Source organism: Candidatus Tumulicola sp. (assembly GCA_036490475.1).
GTDB lineage: Bacteria > Vulcanimicrobiota > Vulcanimicrobiia > Vulcanimicrobiales > Vulcanimicrobiaceae > Tumulicola.
Map to the genome: position 1 here is coordinate 1,547,183 of DASXDT010000006.1, position 23,956 is coordinate 1,571,138.

Genomic DNA, 23,956 nt, shown 5'->3' on the forward strand with positions numbered 1-23,956 from the left:
TAACCGGCGGGTGCGAACCCGAGCCGAATATTCCACCCGTCCGCGCGAGCTGATCGCTAACGTGCTCCATCGCCAACGGCGTTTCCTGACCGCCGGCGACATCCAGCACGAGTTGGACGGCGTCGATGCCAAGGTCGCGCTCTCAACGATCTATCGCACCCTCGAATACCTCAAATCGCGGGGCGACATCGCGACCCGCATCGACGACGCGGGCGAAGCGGCATACATTTACTGCGAGCCCGACCACCATCACCATCACGCGATTTGTCGAACGTGCGGACGCGTGGAAGACGTCGATTGCACCGCCATGGAGCAGTTCGCGCACTCCGTGCTCGCGTCGAGCGGTTTTGCACTCGACGGACACGACATGGAGTTCACCGGAACGTGTGCGACATGTCGCTAGCGCGTTTCGCAGTTGCTGGGCTGACGCTCGCGTTGTGCGCCACCGGCTGCGCGTCGAACGCATCGTCGGATAAATCCGTCGACGGCAAGATCGACGTCGTCACGACCATCTCCACGCTTAACTCGTTCGTGCAAGGTGTCGGCGGCGACAAAGTGCGCGTCACCAGCATCGTGCCGGTCGGCGCGTCGCCCGAGACCTACGAGCCGACGCCGCAAGACGTCGCGACGATCGCGAAGGCCAAAGTGCTGGTCGAGAACGGCGCGGGTTTAGAAAGCTGGCTCGATCGATTGCTGCGCAACGCCGCGTCGCCGAAGCTGCAGACCGTGATCGCGAGTGAGGGGCTGCCGATCACCAACGATAACCCGCATCTTTGGATGGATCCGCAGTACGCCAAACATTACGTGCTGCAGATTCGCGATGGTTTGATCGCCGTCGACCCGGCCGATGCCAACGCGTTTCGCATCAACGCCATGCACTACAATGACGCACTCGACGCGCTGACCGCGCACATCCGCGCGCAGATCGCGACCATTCCGCCGTCGCAGCGCTACATGATCGTTTTCCACAACGCGTGGCAGTACTACAACGATCGCTTCGGAATCACGACGCTCGGCTTCGTCGAACGCAATCCCGGCCAGGAGCCGAATCCGCAGCAGGTCGCGCAACTCGTCGATCTCGCCAAGCAGCACAACGTGCGCGGCGTCTTCAGCGAACCGGAATACAGTCCGAAAATTCTGTACTCGATCGCGCAAGGGTCGAACATCAAAGTCGTCGAGAACCTGTACGACGATTCGATCGGCACGAGCCCGCAGGTGAGCAACTATCTGTCGATGCTGGTATACGACACCAACATCATCGTGAACGCGCTGAAGTGAAGTCGGCGCACACCTGCGAGCCGGGCGAAGCCGTCTCGGCGCGCGATTTAGTCGTTCGCTACGACGATTTTGTCGCGTTGATGGGCGCAACGTTCACAGTGCATTTCGGCGAAGCGCTCGGCATCGTTGGACCCAACGGTTCCGGTAAATCGACGTTGCTCAAAACGCTGGCCGGTCTGCTGCAGCCGTCGTCGGGCGAACTGTGCGTACTCAGCGGCCCTCCGCGTGCGCTGCCGCGCGGTACGATCGCGTACGTGCCGCAAGTTGAAGCCGTCGATTGGTCGTTTCCAGCTACCGTGTGGGATGTGGTGGCAATGGGCCGCTTCGCGCACTTGCGCTTCTGGCAATCGTTTTCTGCACACGACCGCGAGGTCGTCGAGCACGCGCTCGAAGCCGTGAAGATGTCGCACCTCGCGGAGCGTTCGATCGCCAATCTCTCAGGCGGCCAGCAGCAACGCGTGTTCGTCGCGCGAGCGATCGCCCAAGAGCCGCGTCTGCTATTGCTAGACGAACCCACCACCGGCGTTGACGCCGCGACGGAAGAAGCGTTGCGAACGCTGGTGCGCGAGCTGGTCGACCGAGGCATGCCGGTCGTTATGACGACCCACGATCTCGATCGCGTCGACGATTGGTTCGATCGTTTGCTGGTGCTCGACCGCAAGGTGTTGGCGATCGGAACGCCGGCAGAAGTCGTCGCGTCGGGCGCGTATTCGGGCATTCGCGAGCACGCCCACACGCACGGCCACATGCGACACGATCACGAGCCGCACGAAGCGCACTCCACGCATCCGGAGATCCGCAGCTGAACTGCGAAGCTCGGAGCTACTGTGGCGGGAAGAAGGCCGGGTATGGTCCGAGCGGGACGATCTGCACTTCGAGCATTTCGCGCTGCGCCAGAGGCAACGATCCGACGGCTTGGCGTGCGGTGGTTTCGTCGAGCGCTTCGATCAGCATCACGGCGCCGGCCGCGTCTTTGCGCGTCCAGATCGCACGCACGACGCCGTCGCGGTACAGCACGCGCACTCGCTCGCGCTCGGCTTCGATGTGTTCGGCAAACTCCGCGTCGCTGAATTTCTCGGTGAGGCGGCGTGAGATCGAAATGAACTGCATGCCCTCGTTTTAGACATCGAAAGCGAGCAGAACCTGGAGCGCCTAGGAATTTGCGAGCCATTCCGAAATAGCACCGTCATGCCCGGAGTTCGTAGGTGAGTTTCTCGGCGCTGGTCGAGCCGTTTCAATACGCGTTCATGCAGCGTGCCTTCGTTGCCGCACTGGCTGTCGGGCTGCTGTGCTCGACGATGGGCACGTACGTGGTGCTGCGCAAGCTGTCGTTCATCGGCGACGGCATCGCGCACGCCTCGTTCGCCGGGATCGTGATCGCGTATTTGCGCGGCTTAAATTTCTACATCGGCGCGGCGGTGGTCGCGGTCATCACTGCAGTCGGCATCGGCTTCGTCGCGCGTCGCGGAAAGATTTCTCTCGACACAACCATCGGCGTGCTGTTTACCGGCATGTTCGCGCTCGGCGTATTTTTGATGAGCCAGCAGCGCAACTACGCCGTGGATTTGCAGAGTTTTTTGTTCGGCGATATCTTGGCGGTCGGGCCGCAAGATTTGTGGCTGATTGTGGCGCTGAGCGTAATCGTCGCGATTTCCGTGGTAATGATGTTCCGCGGGCTGCTCTACACCACGTTCGATCCGGTCGTCGCGCAGGCCAGCGGTATCGCCGCGCCGCGCTACGAGTACGCGTTGCTGGTGTTGCTCGCGCTCACGATCGTCGTGGCGTTGCAGGCGGTTGGAATCGTTCTTGTCGCAGCGCTGCTTGTGACGCCGGCAGCGGCAGCGTATCAGTTGACGTCGCGCTTTTCTCCGATGATGGCGCTGGCGGCTGTGTTCGGCGCGATCAGCACCGTCGGCGGCCTGTACCTCTCATACTACGTACGTGCCTCGAGCGGCGCAACGATCGTGCTCTTCGCAACCGTGCTGTTCTTCGTCGCAATCGGCATCAAAAACGCGCGGCGCGTACTTGGCTCACGGGTTACTGCCTAGCCCGTAGGGCACACAACCGTCCATCCAGAAGCTAGCGAGCGCCAGTATTCTTATGGAGGCAGCTCTCGTGAAGCGTTTTGGTTCGCTGTTCTTGGCCGTCGCAGTTCTTCTAGCGACGTCTGCAACCGCCGCGCGGGCCGAAGACCAAAAAATCGATCCGCAAGCGCAGCAACTGTTGGAAAAGCATCATGCGTACGTCGGATGGCAGTTCGGCGACGGAACGTTCCGGACGATGCGTATCGCGAGCACGGTAACCGACAAAAAGGGGGACAAGCTCGAAGACGTTGCGTTCAGTTCGGCGGGCTTAGCATTTCACGAAACCGACACGATGCTTAAACAGAGCAATGTCGCGCTCCATAGCGGTTTCACGGGCTCCGTTTTCTGGCAGTGCTTCGAAAACGGCTTTACGATGCCGATCTACGGCGAAGCCGCAAAGATGATGGCCTCATATTCAATGCTGATGCAAGAAGGCACGAGCGGCCTCCCGGGCTCGTTTCAAGGCAATAAGAACGTCGACGGCAAGAGCTATCCGGTCGTGCGCGTCACGATGGTTTTCGGCGATCCGATCGACCTCTATATCGACCCAACAACGGGGGCGTACGTCAAGGCAGTCATCGACCCGGATGGCGCCTACGAGACCGCGTATCACATCGTTTCGTACGGCGACGTCGTTTCGGGAAAGAAGATGGTCGCATCCTACCGCGTAGACGACAGCGACGAGCTGAACACCAACGTAAAATTTGAGCCCAATGCCGATGTTACTGCCGAAGAGCTGCACCCGCCGAAGGCTACGGCGTCTTGGACGTTCTCGTCCGACCAGCCTGTGCCGATCACATTGACGCACGACCGCGTCTTGGTCGACGCAACGGTCAACGGTGTGAAAGGTACGTTCATTTTGGACACTGGAGCCGACTCGATCTACCTTAACGACAATTTCGCCGACAAGGCGAAGGTCGAAGTGCTGAAGGGCACGGCGGACGTCGCATCCGTCTATGGAATGACGAAGGACCGCCTTCGCAAAGCGAGCACAATCAATTTTGGAAACGCGACGCTACAGAACGTGTTCGTCTATTCGGAAAACTTTGAATCCGGCGATTCTTCAGGATTAGATGCGAAGGGCTATGCTGGTCTCATTGGGACCGATTTCTTCGCGGGCGCGATCGTAAAACTGAACGTGTACGATTCGACGATGTCGATCCTCGACCCAAGCACGGATTTATCGGGCATGAAAGGCCTGCCTATTTTCGTCGACCTGTCGGATGGAAAGCTCACCGTGCCGATGACGCTGGATACATCTATGAAGGTGAACGCCATACTCGATACCGGCAATCCGAGTGATATTCTGTTTAGCGATCAGCTCGTGAGTAAGCGCTCGTTCAACCCGACGATGCTCACCTTGGGTCCGATTCAATATATGGTTGGAAGTTGGGAGCCTTGCTGCGTCGGCGGAAACTACGCCTTGCTGGGTTTTGATTTCCTCAAACACTTCGATTACGTGTTCGATTATCCGCATGGACGCATGTTTCTAACCCCCAACAAGAACTAGCGGGGGCCGGCGAAGTGCGCTTGCGGGCGGTACGGCAGCCTGTGCAATTCGGACTAGACTAAGTCCACTCGTTCATGCTTTGGCAATGTGAAAAGCCGGCGCATCTTGCGATCCCGCGTCGCCGTCGCACATGTGAGCACGGTTTACTCCCGAGCGTTCGCCTTTTGAGACGACCCGAGGACAGTCCGCCTCGGAAGTTATACACAATTTTGAGCAAGATCGCTCAAAACTGTGCGGAAACTGCATTACCGAAACGTGAACGACTGAACTAGACTTAGTTCAATTCTGATAGAGGGCGCGAAAGCCACGTCCGACTCGCGAGAAGGTCAAGCGGCGGTCGAGCGTAGCACGCCCGCTCCGCCGCTCGTCGAGGGGCCCTACAAAATGCTAACGCGGTTCGGGCTCAATCCGTTCGCCTTGCCATTTCTGGATAGCCTCAGACGCAATCTCCCTGTACGATGGGTGCGGCGCACAACACGAGGTGAACTTTCTTCATGGATAACCGGGGCGTAGCCGGCTGGGCGCGTTCGCTTGACCTGCTTCGCGATCTCGATTCCGACTGGACCGAGGCGTATTCCAATTTAACCGTCAATCCATGGCTGAGCGGCACGCTGCAGGCTAAAGAATATCAGCTGATCGCCGTCGGGCTGAGCGCCGCGATCACCCACCTGGACGGCTCTGCATTGCGCCGTCACATTTGGTCGGCGCTCCGCGCCGGCGCCACGCAGGCGGAGATTCTCGAAGTGCTTAAGATGGCGGCAATCGTGGCATTGCATTCGATGACTTTAGGCGCACCGATCCTCATCGAAGAGGCGACGGCCGCCGGCAAAACGCTCGGAAGCACGGAAGAGTTTGCAACGCCGGCCTGCGACAAAGTGAAGGCAAACGGAAACTGGAATACTGCGTGGGACTCGATCTTCGACCTCGATCCGAGTTGGACCGACGCGTTAGTTTCGGCCGGTGCGGGGTTCTGCACGGGTGGAATTCTTACTCCGAAATTCGTCGAACTCATCAGCATTGCGTTCGATGCGTCGATCTCGCACATGTATGCGCCCGGCGTGCGGCGGCACATGAAAGCCGCGCTCGCTCTCGGCGCGACGCCCGAAGAAATCATTACCGTGCTCAAGTTGTGTGTTTCGCAAGGTGCGGACGCGCTGTATCTCGGCGTGCCTATCCTGGCAGAGGAAGCCGCGACGTTCGCAGGCGGCCTCGCTAGTTGAAAGATTCCGTCCGCGAGGAGCTCGATCAATCGACGAAACTGGCGTTCGATCGGACGCAGCTTGCCGCAGATCGAACGATTTTGGCGTGGGTGCGAACTGCAACGTCGCTCATTACCTTCGGTTTCGCGATCTACAGTTTTTTTGGAATCCCCACTGGGGCCGGGCACGCCCACGTGTCATACCTCGGCCCGCGCATTTTCGCTCTAGCGCTCATCGCGATCGGCTTGTTGTCGTTGATGTTCGCGGCCATCCAACGGCAACACGAGATCAAATTGACGAAATTGCTATATCCCGATGTTAAGAGCGTGTCGATGGCCTCAGTGGTCGGCTTCCTAGTGGCGGCGCTCGGCGTTCTCGCATTAGTGATCGTGCTTTTGCGCGTCTGACCTTTCGAAGGGAAGTTCGCCTGGTGCGGGGCACACGGGCTTAAGGAGGATTGTTGATGGAATCGAAGGCCGTTACAGAAGACGGAGCATTGACGTACGCCGACGGCAACCCGCAAGATCGCGTACAGTTTTTCGATGCGAAGCTGATCTTGAAGCCGGAGTTTTTCTACAGCGTTCGCGGCTTCAAATCGTTTAGCGATCTCGTCGCGGAGGCGAGTACGAAAGTCAAGGGCGTTTCGTATGAAGCGTTCGATTTGACGAAGGCCCGTCCGAAAATCCGTGAAGTGATGTTCGTCGACACCGCCGACTTCCGGCTCTACAACAACTCATTCATACTCCGGCGTAGAACCGCATATCAGGACGGCTTTCCGATCGAAGATCCGGAAATCGTGTTCAAGTACCGCAGCTCCGACATGAACGCTGCGGCAGCGGTCGACGTGCGTCCGAATATCGCGGGCCCGTATCGAGTGAAGTTTAAGTCCGAAGCGCTTCCGCTCAAAGACCAGATCGGCGGCTATCGGCTGCTCTACGCGCACAACTGTATCTTCCCGTTAAGCTCCGTTCGTGCCGGCGACCGCACGAATTTGAAAACGATCGCACGCGGTCTGCCCGCGCTGGCAGGTCTCATCGGCGAGATGGAAGGCAACGTCGAGCTCGTCAATTCCACGCTCGTGGAAGAAGTGCTATTGGATCTGGGCATGTTGAACTTCGGCAAGGGAATTGTATCGAAGGCCAACATCTCGTTGTGGCGTTCGCTCGGCGATCATAGTGTGATGTGCGGTGAATTCGCGTATCAGACGAAGTTCGACCGGCGTGAAGACGTCCACGAGATCGCCAAGCAGCGCGTTGAAGAGTTCTTCATTAAATTGCAGCTGATCGCGGCCGGGTGGCTGTTTCTTGGCACCACGAAGACCGGCCTCGTGTACCGGCTCAAGGGCAACGCCCCGCAAGGCCACGAGTGAGCGTCGCACAGACGAGCGCGGCGACGACGCCGGCGACGTCGCCGGCGACGTCTCGGCCCAAAGCCTCGGTGTGGGAGATCTTCATCACGTTTCTCGTGATAGGCGCGACGAGTTTCGGCGGCGGTGTCGTCGCGTATCTGCGCGATGCGCTCGTCAAAAGAAAGAAGTGGTTCGACGACATCGAGTTCCTCGAAATGACGTCGATCAGCAACACGTTGCCAGGCCTCAATGCAACCAACATGGCGATTATTGCCGGCGATCGGCTGGCCGGCCTCGCCGGCGCGACCGTGGCGTTGCTGGGCATGTGTTTGCCGGCGTTTTTCTTTATGACGGCCGCCGGAATGGTGTACGCCGAGGCGCACGCGCGGCCGCTGGCGTCGGCCGCCTTACGCGGCGTCGCTGCCGCTGCGGTCGGACTGATCGGGGCCACGTGGTTCAAGATCGGCAAAAAGTCGTTGACGGGTTTTTACGACGCATTTCTCGTGATGGCAGCGATCTTAGGCGTGAACTACTTCCACTGGGGCGTGCCGATTACGTTGCTGGCCGTTGGCGGACTTGCGATCTTCATCCATCGGCCTCCCAAGGCGGCCGTAAAACCTGAGACTCCGGAACAAGAGGAAGAAGAATGGATCAGCTCCCTGCATTAGCTCGGGTTTTCGCCTATCTGTCGCTGTTGACGATCGGCGGCGGCATGGCGGCGTTCCCGGAGATGAAAGTGCTGATCGTCGGCACGCATCACTGGTTGACGGCCGAACAGCTCACGCACGTGTACAGCACCGGTCAGATGTCGCCCGGCCCCAACATGATGATGGTGGCTGAAGTCGGGCAGATGGTGAGCGGTCCGCTTGGTGCGCTAATCTGCGCCGTTGCGTTCTTCGTGCCGACGGGTATTCTAACGTTTGGTGTAAGCCGTTTATGGAACAAGCTTGCGAACTGGCCGTGGCGCAACTCTATTCAAAAAGGGCTCGGGCCGGTGGCGATCGGTTTGGCAGTCGGGGGTTTGATCACGTTCGGCAAAACCGCAATCACTGGGTGGCTGACGCTGGTTTTAGGGATCCTGACCTTCGCGTTAGTCATGCGCACAAAATTCAATCCGGTGTACTTTATTCTCGGCGGAGCCGTGGTCGGGTACGTCGCGCTTCGGTAGCTACTTCGCTTCCTGCAGCAATTGCTGAATGTCGATGCCGCGCTTCACCGGCCAGAGCAAACTCCACGAAACGCGTAGGGTCGTTTGCGGAGAGCCGGCCGCGCGTACGACGTTCGTGTAGTACAAGAGGCCGACCGACATCAGCTGATCGTTGTACTTAAACGTCCTTGCGATTCCGCCCCCGACAGGCACGGTCCATTTCGTGCCCGGCAAGGTCGAGTTAACGGCCATGATCGGTGCCGTCGATAACGCCCAACCATCCTTGAGGTTGTAGTTGACGAACGGTTGAACGAGACTCGAGGTCACGTTCGCACGATTCGGTAGGCCCGCAAACGACCACAGTTGCGTGCCCAGGGCGCCGATAACCCATTTACCCGGCATGATCAAGACGACGGCATCCGGTCCCGCCGACCATTTTCCCGAGCCGAGTGTGTTTGGCGACGCGGTGGGAATTTGAAAGATCGGTCCGACACCCCAGATGATTTGACCCGGCTTGGTTTTTGGTGCGAAGAAGAACTGTTGCTGCACGTCGCTTAGCCCGATCGTCGATGGACACCCGAGAAGCGGGGTCGCGCAAACCGCCGGTGGCGCGGCCGACGGTTGATTGACGATCGGAATAATGGTGCGTGAAATGAGATTCCAGCTGGTGCTCAACATGATTGGGAAAACCGGCTGGATGTTGAGGTTGTATTGCAACCGCGTGTACGGCCCGACGCCGTAATTAAAGTTATTTTGAAACGGAACGACCGTGATGTTGCCGACTGGATTTTGCGACGTCTTGATGATCGCTAACTGCAGCGCCTTTTGCTGCTCGGGAGTTAGCGAATTGAGATCAATGCTCGCAGGCGACGCGCTCGGTGCCGGCGATGCCGGCGGCGCGGCCTGAGGCGTCTGAGCGAGTGCCGGGGGCGACGTACACGCCCAAGCTAGCGCGATTGCCGTCATGCCATAGGCGCGGCGACGCAAGAGTGTTGTATTTCCGAACATTACTCGCTGAATGTAAAGCCGCAGCTACGCCGGCGTCAATCCGGATACGGCAAACGGCGACCGCGGGCAGTCCATTCATAATAGAACAGACATCGTCGCAGGAGAAGTTATACTAGCTAGGGTAGGCCGCCGCTAGAGTGCCCGAGCTGTTTGTAGCTTGAAAACCATCGAAAAAACGCGCTTCATCGACCAATCGAGGATGGTTTCAACCGTTCCCTCGTCGATTACTTGGGAGCAACTACAGCCAGGTAAGCTTGACGTCGCGTTTCGGGTGTTTCAGGTCGGGCCACTCACGATCTCTACGCGCGATATTAATCTGGCCTTCCACGGGTACGCGCAGGTCGCGCCCCACCGGTCTGGGGTGATGGCCGTCGAATCGAAAACCGACGCGCGCTGGCGCGGATCGCTTTTTGATGCGGCTACGCTGGCGCTTGGGAATGAAGTCGATATCCGTACGACCGGCGCCATCACGTTGTTCGGTATCGCGGTCGACCAACCCGAGTTGCATCTAACGTGTCCCCGCTCGTTGGACGCGAGCAATTTGATCGAAAAACTCGCGCACGCCAAGGTGACGAACACCCCCGTTGCGGCGGCAGCCTTTCGCGCCGCGATCAAATTCGTATCCGCGCATCAAGGTGGCCCGCCGCCTGCGGCGACCGGAATGCTCGTGCCGATGCTCGCGACGTTGCTTGACGAGATCGACCAACATGCCGTCGACCGATCGCATTGCTTGAATCGACGCTACGCCGCCGTTCGCACCTGCGAACGATATATGCGCGAACACATCGACGAAACCGTGACGCTCTTGGATCTTAGTCTCGCCTGCGGAATGCGGTCGCGTTCGCTCATCAATGCGTTCGAAGCGATCATGGGATACAGTCCGATGGATTACTTAAAGCGGCTGCGTCTTAGTGCGGTTCGGAGCGCCTTGCTACGAGCGGACGCGCGAGCGACGCGGGTCATCGACCTCGCGATGGACTGGGGATTCAGCCACATGGGTCATTTCGCGCACGACTACCGCATCATGTTCGGCGAGGCACCCTCACAAACGCTTCTTGGTGACGACGGGTAGCTACTGGGCGGCGAGCGTGAACGGTGCCGTGTAGAGTCCGTAGTGCGCTCCGCGGAACTCGATCCACATTTTGTACGTGCCGGCGGGTAGCGCGGGAAGGTCGACCGACATCTCGGGTCCGGCGACGGCCATCGCCATACCGCTGGCCTGTTTGACCTCGGCGTGCACGTGCACGTACTGCAGGGTCGATGTGTTGATTAATACGATGTGCGCAGGGGCGCCGAGATAGAGTCCGAGGTTGCTCGCGGGGTTTCCGTTTTCGTCGATGGTTAGGTGCAGCGTGTGCTCGGCACCGGCGGCAAACGTGACCTTCGAAATCGCGACCGTATACGGCGCAACGCTGAGGGTCAAGGCCGACGGTGCGAAGTTCGGATGCATGACGCCCATCGTCGGAGCTGCGCTCGAACCAACGTTGAAACGGAAGACTTGCCGGTCGAGACCTTTGGGTTGCGTGTCGGCGTAGACGTAGTAGCGATGGCCGGGCTCGGTTTTTATCGTTTCGAGAAACGCGCCGGTGCTGGTGTTGAAAGACGGATGCAGATGGTCGAACGTCGCGAAGTCGTCGCGCACCACGACCATGTGAATCGTGCGTTGCATTTCGACGTCGTACTCCATCAGCGCGGCCGTCGAGCCGGTCGCATATTGCTTGATGTTCACGTGCGTTTCACCACCAATTACCTTCGTGGTCATTTTGGAAGCGATCTGCGCGGTGCCACCGAGCAGCGCGAACGTTCCGTTTTGCGGAGCGGCGGCCGCCGATGCGGCGGCGGGTAGCGTCAGCGCGAGGGCCAACGTCCAGCCGAGCCATCCGCTCATCCGGCGGTGCGAAGGACTTTCCACGTTTCGTCTCCTGTCGATTGTAAGTAACCCGCGGTCGTCAATGCATCGAGCACTTCGTGCAACGCGGCGCGTTCGTTTTTGTTCGGCATGCCCGCCCAGCGCATCGCGAGCTCGTTCAACTCCACGTCGCCGGACCCGTTCAAGGCGTCCCGCACGAAGGTTGGCGAGAGCTTCACGCGTTCCATGCGCCGGGCGACTGGCTCCAGCGCGGCTTCGAATGGATCGGTCTGCGCTTTCGGCGTTTCGGCGGCCACCGGCGGGGCGACGGCAGCAGGTTCTGGTTGGGGGGCGGGTGCCGGTCGCGCCGGCGTTGCAGCGTCGTCGCTCGGCGTGGCCGGCATCTTGGAAAGTACCCCGTCGATCGACGCGGCGAGCAATTCGAGGGCGATGACTCCCAACGTCTGTAAGGGTACCGCGTTGACCACCGGACTGCGCCGACGGATGCCACGGAGAATCGCTCTCGCGACGCGCTGTGGCGAAACGGCCGGTACGTTGGACGAAACCTTCGAGCCCATCGCGATATGAAACTCGGTGTCGACTAAACCGGGGTCGACGTAGGTGACTGCGACGCCGAAGCCACGCAGTTCCCGCCTGAGTTGAATCGCTGCGGCACGCGCGGCGGCTTTCGCCGAAGCATATGCTCCGTACGACGGTAACGGCACGCGTGCCAACCCAGAGCCGAGGAACAGCAACTGTCCGCGGTTCCGCTCGAGCTGCGGGAAGGCAGCGCGCGCCAGACGCAGAGGACCAGCGACGTGCAGCTGCCACTGATAATCGGTGGCGGCCTCGCTTTGCTCGAGCAGCGGCCCGAACGCGCCCGCACCCGCATTGTTGACGACGACGTCGATGCGCCCGAATGCCTGCATCGCCGTATCGACGATCTTGCGCGCCGTTTCCGGAGATGTGACGTCGGCGGCGACCGTCGTGCAAGATCCGCCGGCACGCACGATCGCATCGCGCAGTTCGGCCAAGCGTTCGGCGCGTCGTGCGATGGCGACAATCGCAAAGCCGTTGTCTGCAGCTAAGAGCGCGAGTGCGCGCCCGATACCGGAACTTGCGCCGGTGACGATGAGAACCCGCGATTGCGTGGGCGTTCGGTTATTCATGCGTGTCGCAATACTCGCGATACAGGTCGAACATGCCTTTCGGCAACGATGCGTAGTACTCGGCTTCGGCGGCGATCGGCGCTTCGGCCGGCTTTACTTCGCGTTGTTGCGCGGCGAAGGCTTGCAATGCGTGAGCGACCGGCTTGAGCGATCCGTCCGAGCGGACGATGCCGAAATGCAACTCGTGCGGTGCCTGATCGAACGGGGGCAGCGTCGCGAGTTTCGGATCGTAGTCGGCCCAACACCACCAAAAACCGCCGATGGCTCCGCGCGCGTGCAGACGGTCGAGCACGTCGGTGGCGTAGGACGCCATCTCCTCTTCGGTCAGGCATGCAAAGCCGGCAGCATTGGCAGGCAGTTCTTTTTTCTGCCCATATCCGGGTTCTCCGGGTAGCGGCACCCGATCGTAGGGCGATACCGTATTTGCCGGACACGTTGGATCGCCGAACTCGCTGAACAGCAATGGTTTTCCGGTAAACGAACCTTGCAAAGCGCCCAGAAATGGCACGACGTTGCGATCCAGCCGGCCGCGTGAAAACGAACTGTACACGGAATAGCCGTGCATCGTCGCGATTTCCCATGGAAGTGAGATGCTCGACGGTCGCAGGTGACGGTCGCGTTCTAAATCCTCTCCGTGCATGCCGCCGGTAACCCATCCGCCGCCTGACGCTTCGATCAGCGTTTCCGATAGTTGTTTGCTCCACGCGGCAGCATCTTCGGGCGACGCGGGCTCGCGCAGGTTGCTGAACTCGTTGCCGAGATCCCAACCGTACAGGCCTGGATGGTCTTGCACGCGTTCGCCGACGGCTTTCACGAAGACGAGTTGCGCAGCCAGCAGTTTTGGATCGGCGTAAAAGTCGCCGATTCCATAATACGATTCATTCTCGTTTGAGATCGTGCGGAAGCGCCCGTGCGGCGTGTTGCGATCGAGCGACCACGACGGCAGCCAGTTGACCCCGCTCATGTGCCCGCAAAACAGCGTCGGCATCGCTGTGAGGCCCGCGCTTGCAACCGCGTCCATCACGGCGTCGAAGTTTCTCAGCGCATTGGCATTCATCGAGTTAGGTGAAGGTTGAAACTCATCCCAATCTATGAAGAAGCGCACGACGTCGAGCCCGAGGTCGCGGATGCGCTCCATGTCCTCGCGAATTTCGCCGCGGTCGAACTGCCGCCAGGCGTACATCGCGCTGTGCAACGGCCAGTAGTTGATGCCTAATACGAATTTCGACATGCCGCGAGCGCTATTCGCGTTCGGCGCCCGAGCCTCTGCATGGGCGGCATGGAGGATTCGGCGGCGGGGCGAAGCGCGTCGTAATGGCAGATTCGCGAGGCTCCGTTCGAGTCGGAATTATCATGGGCAGCCGGTCGGATTGGGAAATCATGGAGCCGGCGCGCGCAACCCTCGACGAATTGGGCGTCGGCTGTGAAATGCGCGTGGTGTCGGCGCATCGCATGCCGGATGAAATGTTCGAATACGCGGCCTCGGCCGCCGAGCGCGGGCTGCTGGCGATCATCGCCGGAGCGGGCGGTGCGGCGCATCTGCCCGGCATGACGGCGGCCAAGACGCTGGTCCCGGTCATCGGCGTACCGGTGCAGTCGAAGGCGCTCAACGGGGTCGATTCGTTGTTGTCGATCGCGCAGATGCCGCCCGGCGTTCCGGTGGCGACGATGGCGATCGGCGGAGCAATTAACGCCGCGCTGTTTGCCGCGCGGATCGTGGCGCTCGGCGATCCCGCGGTAGCGGAACAGCTCGCTGCCTACATGGCGCGCATGCACGAAACGGCGAAGTCGTCGACCCCCGAGTGACCGACCCGATACAAACGATCGGCGTGATCGGCGGCGGCCAGCTGGGCCGCATGTTTGCGGTCGACGCCAAGCGCATGGGCTACGACGTACTAACGCTCGACCCGCAAGAGCGTTCGCCCGCCGGACAAGTCGCCGACCAGCAAATCGTCGCGCGTTATGACGATCTCGGCGCGATCGAAGAACTTGGGCGTCGCAGCGATATCGTGACGTACGAATTCGAAAACGTCGCGATTTCGTCGGTCGAGCATCTGGAGAATTCCGGGCACAAAGTTTCGCCCTCGAGTTCGGTGCTGCGCATCACGCAGGACCGTATGCTCGAAAAGCGTTTCGTTCGGTCGTGCGGCATCGGCACGACGGCGTTTGAAAGCGTGGATGCTGCGGCCGATCTGCAGAGCGCGATTGCGACGGTTGGTTTCCCTGCGATTCTAAAGACGGTTCGCGGCGGCTATGACGGTAAGGGCCAGTGGCGCGTCGAGAATTTGACGCAGGCCGAGGCTGCGGTTACCGAAGCGAAAGGTGCGCCGCTGATTTTCGAGCGCGTCGTACCGTTTCGTTGTGAAGTGAGCGTCGTCGCGACGCGCGACGAGCACGACAACGTCGTCGCGTATCCGGTGGGCGAGAACCAACACCGGCACGGAATTCTGTCGATGACGATCGCGCCGGCCCGTATCGGGGCAGCGATCGCGGCGCGCGCGCAAGAAATGGCCGCGACGATCGGCCGTGGATTGAATCTCGTCGGTACGTTCTGCGTGGAGTTCTTCTTAACGGAAGATGGGAAGCTGCTCGTGAACGAGATCGCGCCGCGGCCGCACAACAGCGGCCATTACACCATCGACGTAACGCAGTGTTCCCAATACGAGCAACACGTGCGCGCGATCTGCGATCTGCCGCTGTCGCCGCCAATATTGTTGTCGAATGCGATCATGATGAATATTCTCGGCGACGGCAACGGCGATCGCCTCGGCGGCGTGACCGACTTATTGTCGGACCCAACGATCGTGTTGCACATGTATGGCAAACGCCACGCCGTCGCAGGACGGAAGATGGGTCACTTTACGATGCTGGTCGATGGCCCGCTCGATGATACTGCGATCGGGAAGGCTCGCGCCTCGCACGCGAAACTTCGTTGGACGAATTAAGGGGTTGTTACGCTCGAGCTGGCGGTATTATGCAGGCGATGTTGCGCGGCCGCTGCTTGCACCGCGATACCGAGTAGAACGACGAGGATGACGACGGAAAACGACTTGATCAGAAACGGAAACGTCGTAAAATATCCCATCAATCGATCGTCAGAACTCATTGAATCCTCCTTGGTGCGCTGCTAAGAACGGTTCTCGACCGGAATGACATATCGGGTCGCGGTATGCGTTTCGCTGTACGCGCTAATCTTGTTATCGATCAGGCCGGCGGCGAAACTGGCAGCGCGAACCTGGACGTCTTTTGGATCGGCGCCGCGACCCTTGGGGTGAAATATCCAGAGCATGCCGTTCATTTCGAGATGCTCTGCCGCGCCCGATATGCCGTCGAGGTCTTCGACTCGGTCGACCTTCAGAAAGATGATATCGTACCGGGCACGCAGTCGAGGAGAGGCCGATTTCGCAAGGCGCACGTCGAGCTCTCGAACGAACGCTGCGTCGTGCTTGCCGACGAGCGCGATGCGATGTTCTGCCCGAACACCGAGCTTGTCGAAGAGGGAGCGATGCGAATAGTCACGATCCGGCATCAGGAGAACTTCAGCGATTTCGGCTTTTCCGGAATATCGGTGTACCCTTGCGGACGATCCCACCAATCGTGTTTGCGCGCGGCGAGCGTCCGGTGATCCGGTTCCGGCGGTGCGCCCAGAGCGATCGCCTCGGTGTAGGCGGCGATATATCGGTCGATCATTCGTTCGTTCGAAAACGTCGCTTCGACATGCTGACGACAAGCGCGCCGGCTGAGCTTTGCCAAGCCGGGCGCCTTCGCGACGGCATCCTCAACGTTGTCGCACAAGAAGCCGGTCACGCCGTCGACGACGATTTCGGGAATCGACCCCATGCGCGCGCCGAGAACCGGCGTTCCGCACGCCATCGCTTCAATCAACGTGAGGCCGAACCGCTCGGGTCGCGTCGTCATATGAACTAATGCCAGCGCGTTGGAAAGCAATTCGTCGCGCGCTTCGCGTTCGACCGGGCCGATGAACTGCACCGCGTCGCCATCGATATGCGGCGCGACCTGTTCGTTGAAATAATTCTCGTCTTGCGGTATGCCGGCCATCTTGAGCCGAATGCCCGCGTGCTTGGCAACCTCGATCGCCAGATGTGCGCCTTTTTCGGGATGGAAGCGAGCGAGAAATACAAGATAGTCGCCCGGGGTGTCACGAAAAGTAAACAGGCTCGGGTCGATACCGTTGTACGTCGTCGCGAGATAGTCTAAACCGGGATCGCGATCGGAATCCGAAATCGAGCAGAAGAAGCTGCGCCATGCGGCGTCGTAGTACGCCGCGAGGATTTGCGGAGACGAAAAACCATGAATCGTAGTAATCATGGTCGGCAGTCCCGACGACATTGCGTAGGTCAGCGGCTTCCAATCGAAATTGTTATGGATCAGGTCGAATTCGTGCGCGCGACGGAAGAACTCGCCAATGTGCAACGCGCCGAAGACGTCGCCGGAAAGCGCCGGATCCTGGTTGAGTCCGACCGGGACGATCGACGCGAGCTTGCCTTCGAACGTCGAGTTGCCGGTCGCGAACAGCGTGACGTCGAGTCCACGCCGGCGCATGCCATCGGCAATGTTGAACGCGACTTGCTCCCATGGGCCGTAGCCCGGCGGCGGCGACGGCCACGAGATCGATCCGAGTACCGCGAGTTTAAGGCCTTCGAGGCCGTGCCTTATGCGCGTACGAACTCGCCCGCTTTGACGACGCGCTTTGGATGCTGCAGCGCGCGGACATCCTGTCCGGCGTCGCCGTCGAGCAACAGCATGTCGGCGGGCTCGCCGATCGCTACGATTCCGCGGTGCAAACCGAGTAACTCGGCCGAGACGGCGGTGGCGGCGTGCAATGCTTGCTGCGGCGTCATGCCGAGAAGCGACCACATCAGCTCGACTTCGTACGCGTAGTTCTCGTGCATGTTGTAGGGCGTGCCGGCGTCCGAACCGCCGGCGATGCGCACGCCGTTTTCGTAGGCTTTGCGAATGTTGACGAGCATCGCCTCGTTCACGATGTGGGCCTTATCGACGACGAACTGCGGCTGATGACCCTCTTCCAAGTGTGCCAGGATACAAGTCGGTGCGCTCAGCGTCGGCACGAGATACGTACCCCGTTCCTTGAATAGCGCGATGGCCTCATCGTCGAGCATGTGCCCGTGCTCGATCGAATCCACACCGGCGCGCAAGGCATTCTTGATACCCAGGGTCCCGATCGCGTGCGCAGCAACGCGCATTCCGTGGCGATGCGCCTCATCGACGGCTGACGTGAGCTCGTCGGGTGTAAGCTGCGCATTGCCCGGCACGGCGCCGCGGGTCAACACGCCGCCGGTCGCGATCAGCTTGATGCAATCCGCACCGGCTAACAGCTGCTCGCGCACGGCTTTACGCGCGTCCCACGGAGAATCGACGGCGCGTCCCAGAAACCAGCCGTGTCCGCCGGTCATACACAACACCGCGCCGGCAGCTCGTATGCGCGGGCCGTCGATCGTGCCGGCCGTAGTGCCGTCGCGGATGTCTTGCGCGATCGCGTTCGAGCTGCCGAGATCTCGAATGGTCGTCACGCCGGCTGCCAAACTCTTGCGAGCGTTGGCGACGGCTCGTAGCAGCCGCTGGCCGGGCGTCGATGACGCAATCGCACCCATAACGTCCGCCTCACCCGACATTTCGAGGTGCGCGTGCGCGTTGACCAATCCCGGCGTTACGGAGGCCGCTCGCGCGTCGCACTCACCGCTCGCAACGCGAAGCTCGGCGATTTTGCCATCGGCGACGACGATATCGACGTTGCTCTTCGGGGGCTCTAGTGTTCCGTCGTACAGCAGTCCGGCTCGAACGATCATTTATTCCTCAAATGGGACGGGAAGAACGCGCAATCGCACGTGGTACGTTTGCTCGAGGTCGTATTCGATGTCCGACAACAGTTTCATGACACCGTGCAGCTTCGAAACCGGCACGCTAACGTGATAATCGTAACCGTCGCGCGAGCTTCTCAGCGTCGAGAGGTCGACCAGTGGCGCGAGCTTCGAGAAGAGTACCGCTTCGGCGTCCGACCTCGACTGATGCGCGGCGTCGTTCACTTCAACAGCCTTCGCAGGTCGCGGGCGATATCATCCGCCCACGCGAGGTACTCGTCGGCCTCGGCGCGCGAAAATGGTTCCGCGACGTCGGTAGGGCCATAATCGGCCAATTTCCGCGCCTTTTGCAATGAGTTGGTCCTCTTGGCGGCTTCAGAGGGCGATAGCCGCGCGTCGGTAACGCCGGGCGCATTCCCGGCTTCGATGTTTCCGGAGTTCTGGCCGTCGTACAGCGCCTTTACCAGATCGACCGTTTCGTTGTGGCTAAAATGACCCTCGTAGAACGTTTGACCGGGATGCCGGTTCGCGACGCGCATCTCGAAAAGTTCGCCGGCGAACGCCGCGGTGCAGTAGACGGTGTAATACGCCCGCGCGATCGCCTGCAGATAGCAGCCATTATTTCGCAGCACGCGGATTGCGCTTTGCAGTCTTGCTTCTTGAACGTCAAGCTGATCGCGGGTCACAAAAAGTAGCCGACTCTTCCAAATATATGCATACAGAGCAACTGAGTTGCTCTTGTATCGTAGACGAAGACGAGCAACATCTCAAGTGCCTAGCCTAGATTATCCGGCGCTCGAACGACCGAGATCGAGCGCCGGAGTCTGGCGTTTTACAACGGAAACGGAGGACTGACGGCCACGCCGGTCGGCTTGCCGCCGAGGCTGTATACCTGCTTTGACGTGCCGCCTGCCGGAAAGTCGAAGTGCTCGCCCGATCCCCCACCGGTATTTACCGTGTACACCGAGTTGCCGGATTTCGTGAACGCAAAGGCCGTCGGTTGGATCGTGTACTTGCTGTTGAGCGGCGTTACGGCGAACTTTACGAGCGCATTGGCGAAAGCCGTGTATGTCACGATCGTTTCGGCCGTGGCGTCGATGATCGATAGTCGCTTGTGCGGGCCAAACTGTAGGCTCCCGGGATACTCCATGCCGTAATCCGACTGCAGCTCGTTGTAGTTACTGCCCGAGCATTCGCCTTGAACGATCGACACGACGACTTTCTTTTTGACGAAACCGTCGAAATAGAAGTCGCCGGCGGAATCGAACGCGCCGAAACCGACGCTGGTGTAATCCGGAGTGAGAATGGTCGAGCACGGCGTCGTTTTGCCCTTCGCGTACAGCACGATGCTGCCGGATCCGGCCGGGCATCCTTTCGCCGTGGAGCATTCGTTGGTCACTGCGACCGTGCCATCCGCAGCCACCGCGACTCCGCGCGGAATGTAGCCCTCATCGTCGATGGTTTCGATCGGCGCCCCGTTGTAGGGAGACTCGAAGACCGGTACGCTCTGATCGCCGCTATCGGCGACGTACACTCGATTCTCTGCGTCGACTGCCAAACCGGCCGGCTTATGTAAATAGCTGATAATGCCGACTAAGTCAGGCTTCGTGCGCTCCCAGATTTCGACGTAGTTCTCCTTAGCGTTGGCAAAAAAGACCAACGAGTCGTTCGGGCCGATCGCGGCGCCTTTCGCGTGCTGCGTCGTCGCAGGCTGCACTCCAGCGGCGGCCGGCAAATTCGACGATGGGGAGAGCGAGCCGTTCGAGCAGCCGGCAAGCAAAGCGAGGGCGCCGAGCACGGCAATAGACCGAGTGTTGAACAAAGTGGGATCCTCCAGAGAAAGGGGCGTTCTTAAGCCGTAACGGCTGCGGCGGCCCGTTTGTCGCCGGCTTCGAGTGCTTGGTACGTTCTGCTGGTGAGCGGATGGTCGAGGACGGTCGCGATGTAGCGCGACGCCGCCCGGACCTTATCGATATCGACGCCCGTGTTGACGCCCATCTGATCGAGCATATAGAGCACGTCCTCGGTGCCGATGTTGCCCGTCGCGCCCGGGGCGTAGGGACAGCCACCCAACCCGCCGGCCGACGAGTCGAAGACGTGTGCACCTAAGCGCAACGCCGCATAGATATTCGCCAGCGCCGTTCCGCGCGTGTCGTGAAAATGGAAGCCGATGCGGTCGAGCGGAATCTCGTTCACGAGCAGCGGGACGAGTTGTTCGACTTGCGACGGGACGCCGACACCGATCGTGTCGCCGATCGAAACGCCGTCGCAGCCCATATCCATCAGCTCGACCGCGACGTCGACCACGCTTTGCGGCGTTACTTCGTCGCCGAACGGCGAACCAAAAGCGGTTGAAACGTAACCACGCACCCATACGCCGTCATCTTTTGCCGCGCGTACGACTTGCCGGAACGTCGCCAGCGACTCCTCGACCGTCATGTTGATGTTACGGCGTGTGAATTCGTTCGAGGCAGCGGAAAAAACCGCGATCGCATCGGCTCCGGCTGCTCTCGCATCCGCGTACCCTTTGAGATTCGGCGTCAAAACCGGATAGCGAACGCCGGGCGTTTTCTTAATCCGCCCGAAAACTTCGACCGCATCGCCGAGCTGTGGGATCGCTTTCGGACTGACGAACGAAGTCGCTTCGATCCATTTTAAGCCTGATTCCGACAGCAACTCGATAAAGCGAACCTTGGCATCGGCTAGAATCGTCTGCGACTCGTTTTGCAGACCGTCGCGCGGACCCATTTCGAACAGCGTTACGTTTTTCGGCAGCATGGTTTATCCAATTTCCACCAGCGGCGCTCCGCCGCTGACGATCTCCCCTTCACGTACGAACACATTTTTGACTTCGCCGGCTGCATCGGCCTCGATGCGATGTTCCATTTTCATGGCCTCGAGCACAACCAGGAGCGCGCGCTCTTCGACCGTCTCACCTTGGGAAACGGCGATTTTGACGATCTTGCCCGGCATCGGGCTGGAAACTCGTCCGGGGGCCGACGCGCCGGCCGCGGCCGCCGCGCCGCTGAGCGATGGCGGATCGGCGAAGGCGAGGCTGTAGGTCTGGCCGCCGGTCTGGACCACGAAATCATCGTCGTCGTCAAACGATGCGGTGCCTTCGATTTCGGGCGCCTCGCCGAGTTGGGCCACGAGCGACGTGCCGCGCGTCGAAACGTGGAGTTTGCCGGTGAGCGATCCGCTTAAGCGCCAAACGTTTTCATCGGCCGTTACGTCGGCCAAAATATCGAACGACGCGCCGTCGTCCGACATCAAATGGATCGGCATCCCGACGCCGGCGATGCGCCACGGCGCCAGGCCGTCGAGCAATAGCGCCGCGCAGCACAGTAGCGCCGCATCCGGCGGGGTTTGCGGTTTGGTGAAGATCGATTCGTCCAACCGTTCGGCTAAGAACCCGGTCGTGGTTGCGCCATCGCGAAACGCCTGGTCGCGCACGATCCACGATAACAGCGGAATATTCGTACGTACGCCGTCGACCACGAAATCGTCGAGCGCGGCATCCATGCGCGCGACCGCAGCCGCACGATCGCTGCCGTACACGATCAACTTCGCGAGCATCGGATCGTAATACACGCTCACATCGCTACCGGCCGCGACGCCCGAATCTAGACGAATGCCCGGACCTTCCGGCGGAATCCAATGCTCGATGGTCCCCGTCGACGGCAGCATGTGGTTGGCCGGATCTTCGGCATAAATGCGCGTTTCGATCGACCAGCCGCGCGGCCGCGCGTCGTCTTGCGAAATGGTCAAACGTTCGCCCGATGCGATGCGCAATTGCCAATGCACCAAATCGACGCCGTACACGAGCTCGGTCACCGGATGCTCGACTTGCAACCGCGTATTCATCTCTAAAAAATAATAGTTGCCGGACGAATCGAGCATGAACTCGCAGGTTCCGGCGTTGACGTAGCCGACCGATCGCGCGGCCGCAACAGCGCTGGCGCCCATTGTCGCACGTAATTCGGGCGAGAGCGCGACCGACGGCGCTTCCTCGACGATTTTCTGATGGCGGCGCTGAATCGAACATTCGCGCTCGCCTAAGTGAATCGTCGTGCCGTGCGCGTCGGCCAGCACTTGAAACTCGATGTGCCGCGGATCGATCAGATATTTCTCCAGCAATACGGCGTGGTCGCCAAACGCCGATTGCGCTTCGCGCTGCGCGGCCGCTAACGCATCGTCGAAGTCTGCCAGGTTCTGGACGACGCGCATGCCGCGCCCGCCACCGCCGGCGCTGGCCTTGATCAACACCGGAAATCCCATTTGGCCGGCTTGCGCGCGCAACATTTCCAACGACTGATCGTCGCCGTCGTAACCGGGAACCGTCGGCACGCCGGATTCGCGCACCCGTCGCTTGGCTTCGATCTTGCTGCCCATGGCGGCCATCGCTTCGGGGCTCGGCCCGACGAACGTCATCCCCGCTGCCGCGACTGCGCGTGCAAAGGCCGCGCGTTCCGAGAGAAATCCGTAGCCCGGATGCACCGCGTCGGCGCGCATCGCGACGCCCGCGGCGACGACGGCTTCGATATCGAGATACGACTCCGTGGCCGGAGCCGGGCCGACACAGCGCGCGTCGTCCATGAACTCCAAGTGGTACGCCTCGGCGTCGGCTTCGGAATAGATGCCGAGCGGGACGATTCCCATCTCGCGTGCACCGCGCGCGATACGGACCGCGATTTCACCGCGATTGGCGATCAATAAACGCTGAATCACTTGTGGAAACCGGCTTTGCGGCGCTCGAGAAATGCGCGCAGCCCTTCTTGGCCCTCGGGACTGATGCGTTGATTGGCGATCGCCTGGCTCGTGATTTCACGCGATTCTTCGTAAGTGGCGTCGAGCACGTTGCGTACGAGTCGTTTTGCGGCGCGCACCGCATACGGGCCGGCGCTCAGGATCTCTTTCAGCGTCAACTCGACCCGTGCGTCGAGTTCGTCGATCGAAACCACGTCGTGCGCGAGGCCGATTTGCACCGCGCGTTTCGCGTCGAAACGCTCGCCGGTGAGAAACAGCGCGCGCGCGTTCGACGGCCCGATCTTGGCGATGACGAACGGCGAAATCACTGCAGGAATGATGCCTAGTTTCACTTCGGTAAAACCGAAGAGCGCGTCGTCGGCGGCCAGGACGATATCGCACACCGAGGCAAGGCCCGAACCGCCCCCCAACGCGGCCCCGTGCACCCGCGCGATCACCGGCCTCGGGCAGTTGTCGATGGTGCGGAACATATCGCTCATGCGTTGCGCGTCGATCGCGTTCTGTTCGAAACTGAGGTCCAGCGATTCGCGCATCCAGCCGACGTCGGCGCCGCCGCAGAAGGCCTTGCCCTCGCCGGACAGGACGACCGCCCGAACGTCGTCAGCCCCAGAGAGGCGGGTGAACGTTTCGGCGAGTTCGCCGATCATTTTGGCGTTGAATGCGTTGCGGACGTCGGGGCGCGCGAGCGCGACCCTGGCGATTCCGTCGTCGAAGCTGACGTTAAGGGTCGAAGCGGCCATGCCGGGGGTCGATTCTC

Annotated in this window: 28 protein-coding genes; 13 read left to right on the forward strand and 15 right to left on the reverse strand. The window is 60.5% G+C overall.

Features of this window, described 5'->3' with window-relative positions; translation table 11 throughout:
* Positions 1-10: 10 nt before the first annotated feature.
* Genes VGF98_14810 through VGF98_14820 form a run of 3 tightly spaced genes read left to right on the forward strand, consistent with a single transcriptional unit; the run spans position 11 to position 2,084 of the window.
* The gene (locus VGF98_14810) at positions 11-403 is read left to right on the forward strand and encodes a Fur family transcriptional regulator (GenBank protein HEY1682914.1); all 393 of its coding nucleotides are present in this window, start codon (positions 11-13) and stop codon (positions 401-403) included.
* Positions 394-1,278: a metal ABC transporter substrate-binding protein gene (locus tag VGF98_14815; protein HEY1682915.1), complete on the forward strand. Its 885-nt coding sequence runs from the start codon at positions 394-396 to the stop codon at positions 1,276-1,278. Before VGF98_14810 ends, VGF98_14815 begins: the two co-directional genes overlap by 10 nt.
* On the forward strand, positions 1,275-2,084 hold the full coding sequence (locus VGF98_14820) for a metal ABC transporter ATP-binding protein (protein ID HEY1682916.1): 810 nt from the start codon (positions 1,275-1,277) through the stop codon (positions 2,082-2,084). Before VGF98_14815 ends, VGF98_14820 begins: the two co-directional genes overlap by 4 nt.
* Positions 2,085-2,100: 16 nt before the next feature.
* On the opposite strand, the gene VGF98_14825 is transcribed toward VGF98_14820, so the two are convergent.
* On the reverse strand, positions 2,101-2,388 hold the full coding sequence (locus tag VGF98_14825; protein ID HEY1682917.1) for a muconolactone Delta-isomerase family protein: 288 nt from the start codon (positions 2,386-2,388) through the stop codon (positions 2,101-2,103).
* A gap of 95 nt (positions 2,389-2,483) precedes the next feature.
* Between VGF98_14825 and VGF98_14830 the strand changes: the two genes are divergently transcribed.
* The 7 genes from VGF98_14830 to VGF98_14860 all read left to right on the forward strand — a co-directional run bounded on the left by VGF98_14830 (position 2,484) and on the right by VGF98_14860 (position 8,587).
* Complete coding sequence (locus tag VGF98_14830; GenBank protein HEY1682918.1) at positions 2,484-3,326, forward strand: metal ABC transporter permease; 843 nt, start codon at positions 2,484-2,486, stop codon at positions 3,324-3,326.
* A 67-nt stretch (positions 3,327-3,393) separates the two neighbouring features.
* On the forward strand, positions 3,394-4,872 hold the full coding sequence (locus tag VGF98_14835; GenBank protein ID HEY1682919.1) for a retropepsin-like aspartic protease: 1,479 nt from the start codon (positions 3,394-3,396) through the stop codon (positions 4,870-4,872).
* 494 nt (positions 4,873-5,366) lie between these two features.
* Positions 5,367-6,092 (forward strand): carboxymuconolactone decarboxylase family protein, encoded by a 726-nt coding sequence (locus VGF98_14840; protein HEY1682920.1) that lies wholly within the window; start codon positions 5,367-5,369, stop codon positions 6,090-6,092.
* Positions 6,089-6,478 carry a DUF202 domain-containing protein gene (locus tag VGF98_14845; GenBank protein HEY1682921.1) on the forward strand — a complete coding sequence of 130 codons (390 nt, stop codon included), beginning with the start codon at positions 6,089-6,091 and terminating at the stop codon, positions 6,476-6,478. Before VGF98_14840 ends, VGF98_14845 begins: the two co-directional genes overlap by 4 nt.
* Positions 6,479-6,534: 56 nt before the next feature.
* Entirely contained in the window at positions 6,535-7,440 is a 906-nt protein-coding gene (locus tag VGF98_14850) for a hypothetical protein (protein HEY1682922.1), read from the forward strand.
* Complete coding sequence (locus VGF98_14855; GenBank protein ID HEY1682923.1) at positions 7,437-8,087, forward strand: chromate transporter; 651 nt, start codon at positions 7,437-7,439, stop codon at positions 8,085-8,087. The genes VGF98_14850 and VGF98_14855 overlap by 4 nt, the downstream gene beginning before the upstream one ends.
* Complete coding sequence (locus VGF98_14860) at positions 8,066-8,587, forward strand: chromate transporter (protein ID HEY1682924.1); 522 nt, start codon at positions 8,066-8,068, stop codon at positions 8,585-8,587. The genes VGF98_14855 and VGF98_14860 overlap by 22 nt, the downstream gene beginning before the upstream one ends.
* Here VGF98_14860 and VGF98_14865 read toward each other — a convergent pair whose 3' ends face one another.
* Positions 8,588-9,553, reverse strand: coding sequence for a hypothetical protein (locus tag VGF98_14865; GenBank protein ID HEY1682925.1), 966 nt, complete (start codon positions 9,551-9,553; stop codon positions 8,588-8,590).
* Between the two features lie 178 nt (positions 9,554-9,731).
* Between VGF98_14865 and VGF98_14870 the strand changes: the two genes are divergently transcribed.
* Entirely contained in the window at positions 9,732-10,646 is a 915-nt protein-coding gene (locus tag VGF98_14870) for a helix-turn-helix domain-containing protein (GenBank protein HEY1682926.1), read from the forward strand.
* Here VGF98_14870 and VGF98_14875 read toward each other — a convergent pair whose 3' ends face one another.
* The 3 genes from VGF98_14875 to VGF98_14885 are packed head-to-tail and all read right to left on the reverse strand — an operon-like array spanning position 10,647 to position 13,823.
* Positions 10,647-11,462, reverse strand: a complete 816-nt coding sequence (locus VGF98_14875; protein ID HEY1682927.1) for a hypothetical protein — start codon at positions 11,460-11,462, stop codon at positions 10,647-10,649. It lies immediately after the preceding gene.
* Positions 11,459-12,592, reverse strand: coding sequence for an SDR family NAD(P)-dependent oxidoreductase (locus tag VGF98_14880; GenBank protein ID HEY1682928.1), 1,134 nt, complete (start codon positions 12,590-12,592; stop codon positions 11,459-11,461). The genes VGF98_14875 and VGF98_14880 overlap by 4 nt, the downstream gene beginning before the upstream one ends.
* Complete coding sequence (locus VGF98_14885; protein ID HEY1682929.1) at positions 12,585-13,823, reverse strand: beta-galactosidase; 1,239 nt, start codon at positions 13,821-13,823, stop codon at positions 12,585-12,587. The genes VGF98_14880 and VGF98_14885 overlap by 8 nt, the downstream gene beginning before the upstream one ends.
* Positions 13,824-13,906: 83 nt before the next feature.
* Between VGF98_14885 and purE the strand changes: the two genes are divergently transcribed.
* On the forward strand, positions 13,907-14,398 hold the full coding sequence (purE, locus tag VGF98_14890) for a 5-(carboxyamino)imidazole ribonucleotide mutase (GenBank protein ID HEY1682930.1): 492 nt from the start codon (positions 13,907-13,909) through the stop codon (positions 14,396-14,398).
* Positions 14,395-15,537, forward strand: a complete 1,143-nt coding sequence (locus VGF98_14895; protein ID HEY1682931.1) for a 5-(carboxyamino)imidazole ribonucleotide synthase — start codon at positions 14,395-14,397, stop codon at positions 15,535-15,537. The genes purE and VGF98_14895 overlap by 4 nt, the downstream gene beginning before the upstream one ends.
* Here the strand turns inward: VGF98_14895 and VGF98_14900 are convergent.
* From VGF98_14900 to VGF98_14945, 10 genes are all read right to left on the reverse strand, one after another.
* A complete protein-coding gene (locus VGF98_14900) occupies positions 15,534-15,698 on the reverse strand; it encodes a hypothetical protein (GenBank protein ID HEY1682932.1) in 165 nt (54 codons plus the stop codon). The genes VGF98_14895 and VGF98_14900 overlap by 4 nt on opposite strands.
* Positions 15,699-15,719: 21 nt before the next feature.
* Positions 15,720-16,121 carry a hypothetical protein gene (locus tag VGF98_14905; protein HEY1682933.1) on the reverse strand — a complete coding sequence of 134 codons (402 nt, stop codon included), beginning with the start codon at positions 16,119-16,121 and terminating at the stop codon, positions 15,720-15,722.
* A complete protein-coding gene (locus VGF98_14910) occupies positions 16,121-17,155 on the reverse strand; it encodes a glycosyltransferase family 4 protein (GenBank protein HEY1682934.1) in 1,035 nt (344 codons plus the stop codon). Before VGF98_14910 ends, VGF98_14905 begins: the two co-directional genes overlap by 1 nt.
* Before the next feature lie 110 nt (positions 17,156-17,265).
* A complete protein-coding gene (locus VGF98_14915; protein ID HEY1682935.1) occupies positions 17,266-18,420 on the reverse strand; it encodes an amidohydrolase family protein in 1,155 nt (384 codons plus the stop codon).
* Positions 18,421-18,657, reverse strand: coding sequence for a hypothetical protein (locus tag VGF98_14920; GenBank protein ID HEY1682936.1), 237 nt, complete (start codon positions 18,655-18,657; stop codon positions 18,421-18,423).
* The gene (locus tag VGF98_14925; protein HEY1682937.1) at positions 18,654-19,064 is read right to left on the reverse strand and encodes a hypothetical protein; all 411 of its coding nucleotides are present in this window, start codon (positions 19,062-19,064) and stop codon (positions 18,654-18,656) included. The genes VGF98_14920 and VGF98_14925 overlap by 4 nt, the downstream gene beginning before the upstream one ends.
* 200 nt (positions 19,065-19,264) lie before the next feature.
* Complete coding sequence (locus VGF98_14930) at positions 19,265-20,254, reverse strand: hypothetical protein (GenBank protein ID HEY1682938.1); 990 nt, start codon at positions 20,252-20,254, stop codon at positions 19,265-19,267.
* 29 nt (positions 20,255-20,283) lie between these two features.
* A complete protein-coding gene (locus VGF98_14935) occupies positions 20,284-21,210 on the reverse strand; it encodes a hydroxymethylglutaryl-CoA lyase (GenBank protein ID HEY1682939.1) in 927 nt (308 codons plus the stop codon).
* A 3-nt stretch (positions 21,211-21,213) separates the two neighbouring features.
* A complete protein-coding gene (locus VGF98_14940) occupies positions 21,214-23,160 on the reverse strand; it encodes an acetyl-CoA carboxylase biotin carboxylase subunit (protein HEY1682940.1) in 1,947 nt (648 codons plus the stop codon).
* Entirely contained in the window at positions 23,157-23,939 is a 783-nt protein-coding gene (locus tag VGF98_14945; protein ID HEY1682941.1) for an enoyl-CoA hydratase-related protein, read from the reverse strand. The genes VGF98_14940 and VGF98_14945 overlap by 4 nt, the downstream gene beginning before the upstream one ends.
* Positions 23,940-23,956: the final 17 nt, after the last annotated feature.

Coding starts and splice junctions, on each gene's coding strand:
- VGF98_14815 (HEY1682915.1), top strand. CDS start 394: ATGTCGCTAGCGCGTTTCGCAGTTGCTGGGCTGACGCTCGCGTTGTGC.
- VGF98_14900 (HEY1682932.1), bottom strand. CDS start 15,698: ATGAGTTCTGACGATCGATTGATGGGATATTTTACGACGTTTCCGTTT.
- VGF98_14860 (HEY1682924.1), top strand. CDS start 8,066: ATGGATCAGCTCCCTGCATTAGCTCGGGTTTTCGCCTATCTGTCGCTG.
- VGF98_14840 (HEY1682920.1), top strand. CDS start 5,367: ATGGATAACCGGGGCGTAGCCGGCTGGGCGCGTTCGCTTGACCTGCTT.
- VGF98_14875 (HEY1682927.1), bottom strand. CDS start 11,462: ATGAGCGGATGGCTCGGCTGGACGTTGGCCCTCGCGCTGACGCTACCC.
- VGF98_14915 (HEY1682935.1), bottom strand. CDS start 18,420: ATGATCGTTCGAGCCGGACTGCTGTACGACGGAACACTAGAGCCCCCG.
- VGF98_14850 (HEY1682922.1), top strand. CDS start 6,535: ATGGAATCGAAGGCCGTTACAGAAGACGGAGCATTGACGTACGCCGAC.
- VGF98_14935 (HEY1682939.1), bottom strand. CDS start 21,210: ATGCTGCCGAAAAACGTAACGCTGTTCGAAATGGGTCCGCGCGACGGT.
- VGF98_14910 (HEY1682934.1), bottom strand. CDS start 17,155: ATGCGCCGGCGTGGACTCGACGTCACGCTGTTCGCGACCGGCAACTCG.
- VGF98_14945 (HEY1682941.1), bottom strand. CDS start 23,939: ATGGCCGCTTCGACCCTTAACGTCAGCTTCGACGACGGAATCGCCAGG.
- VGF98_14905 (HEY1682933.1), bottom strand. CDS start 16,121: ATGCCGGATCGTGACTATTCGCATCGCTCCCTCTTCGACAAGCTCGGT.
- VGF98_14885 (HEY1682929.1), bottom strand. CDS start 13,823: ATGTCGAAATTCGTATTAGGCATCAACTACTGGCCGTTGCACAGCGCG.
- purE (HEY1682930.1), top strand. CDS start 13,907: ATGGCAGATTCGCGAGGCTCCGTTCGAGTCGGAATTATCATGGGCAGC.
- VGF98_14880 (HEY1682928.1), bottom strand. CDS start 12,592: ATGAATAACCGAACGCCCACGCAATCGCGGGTTCTCATCGTCACCGGC.
- VGF98_14825 (HEY1682917.1), bottom strand. CDS start 2,388: ATGCAGTTCATTTCGATCTCACGCCGCCTCACCGAGAAATTCAGCGAC.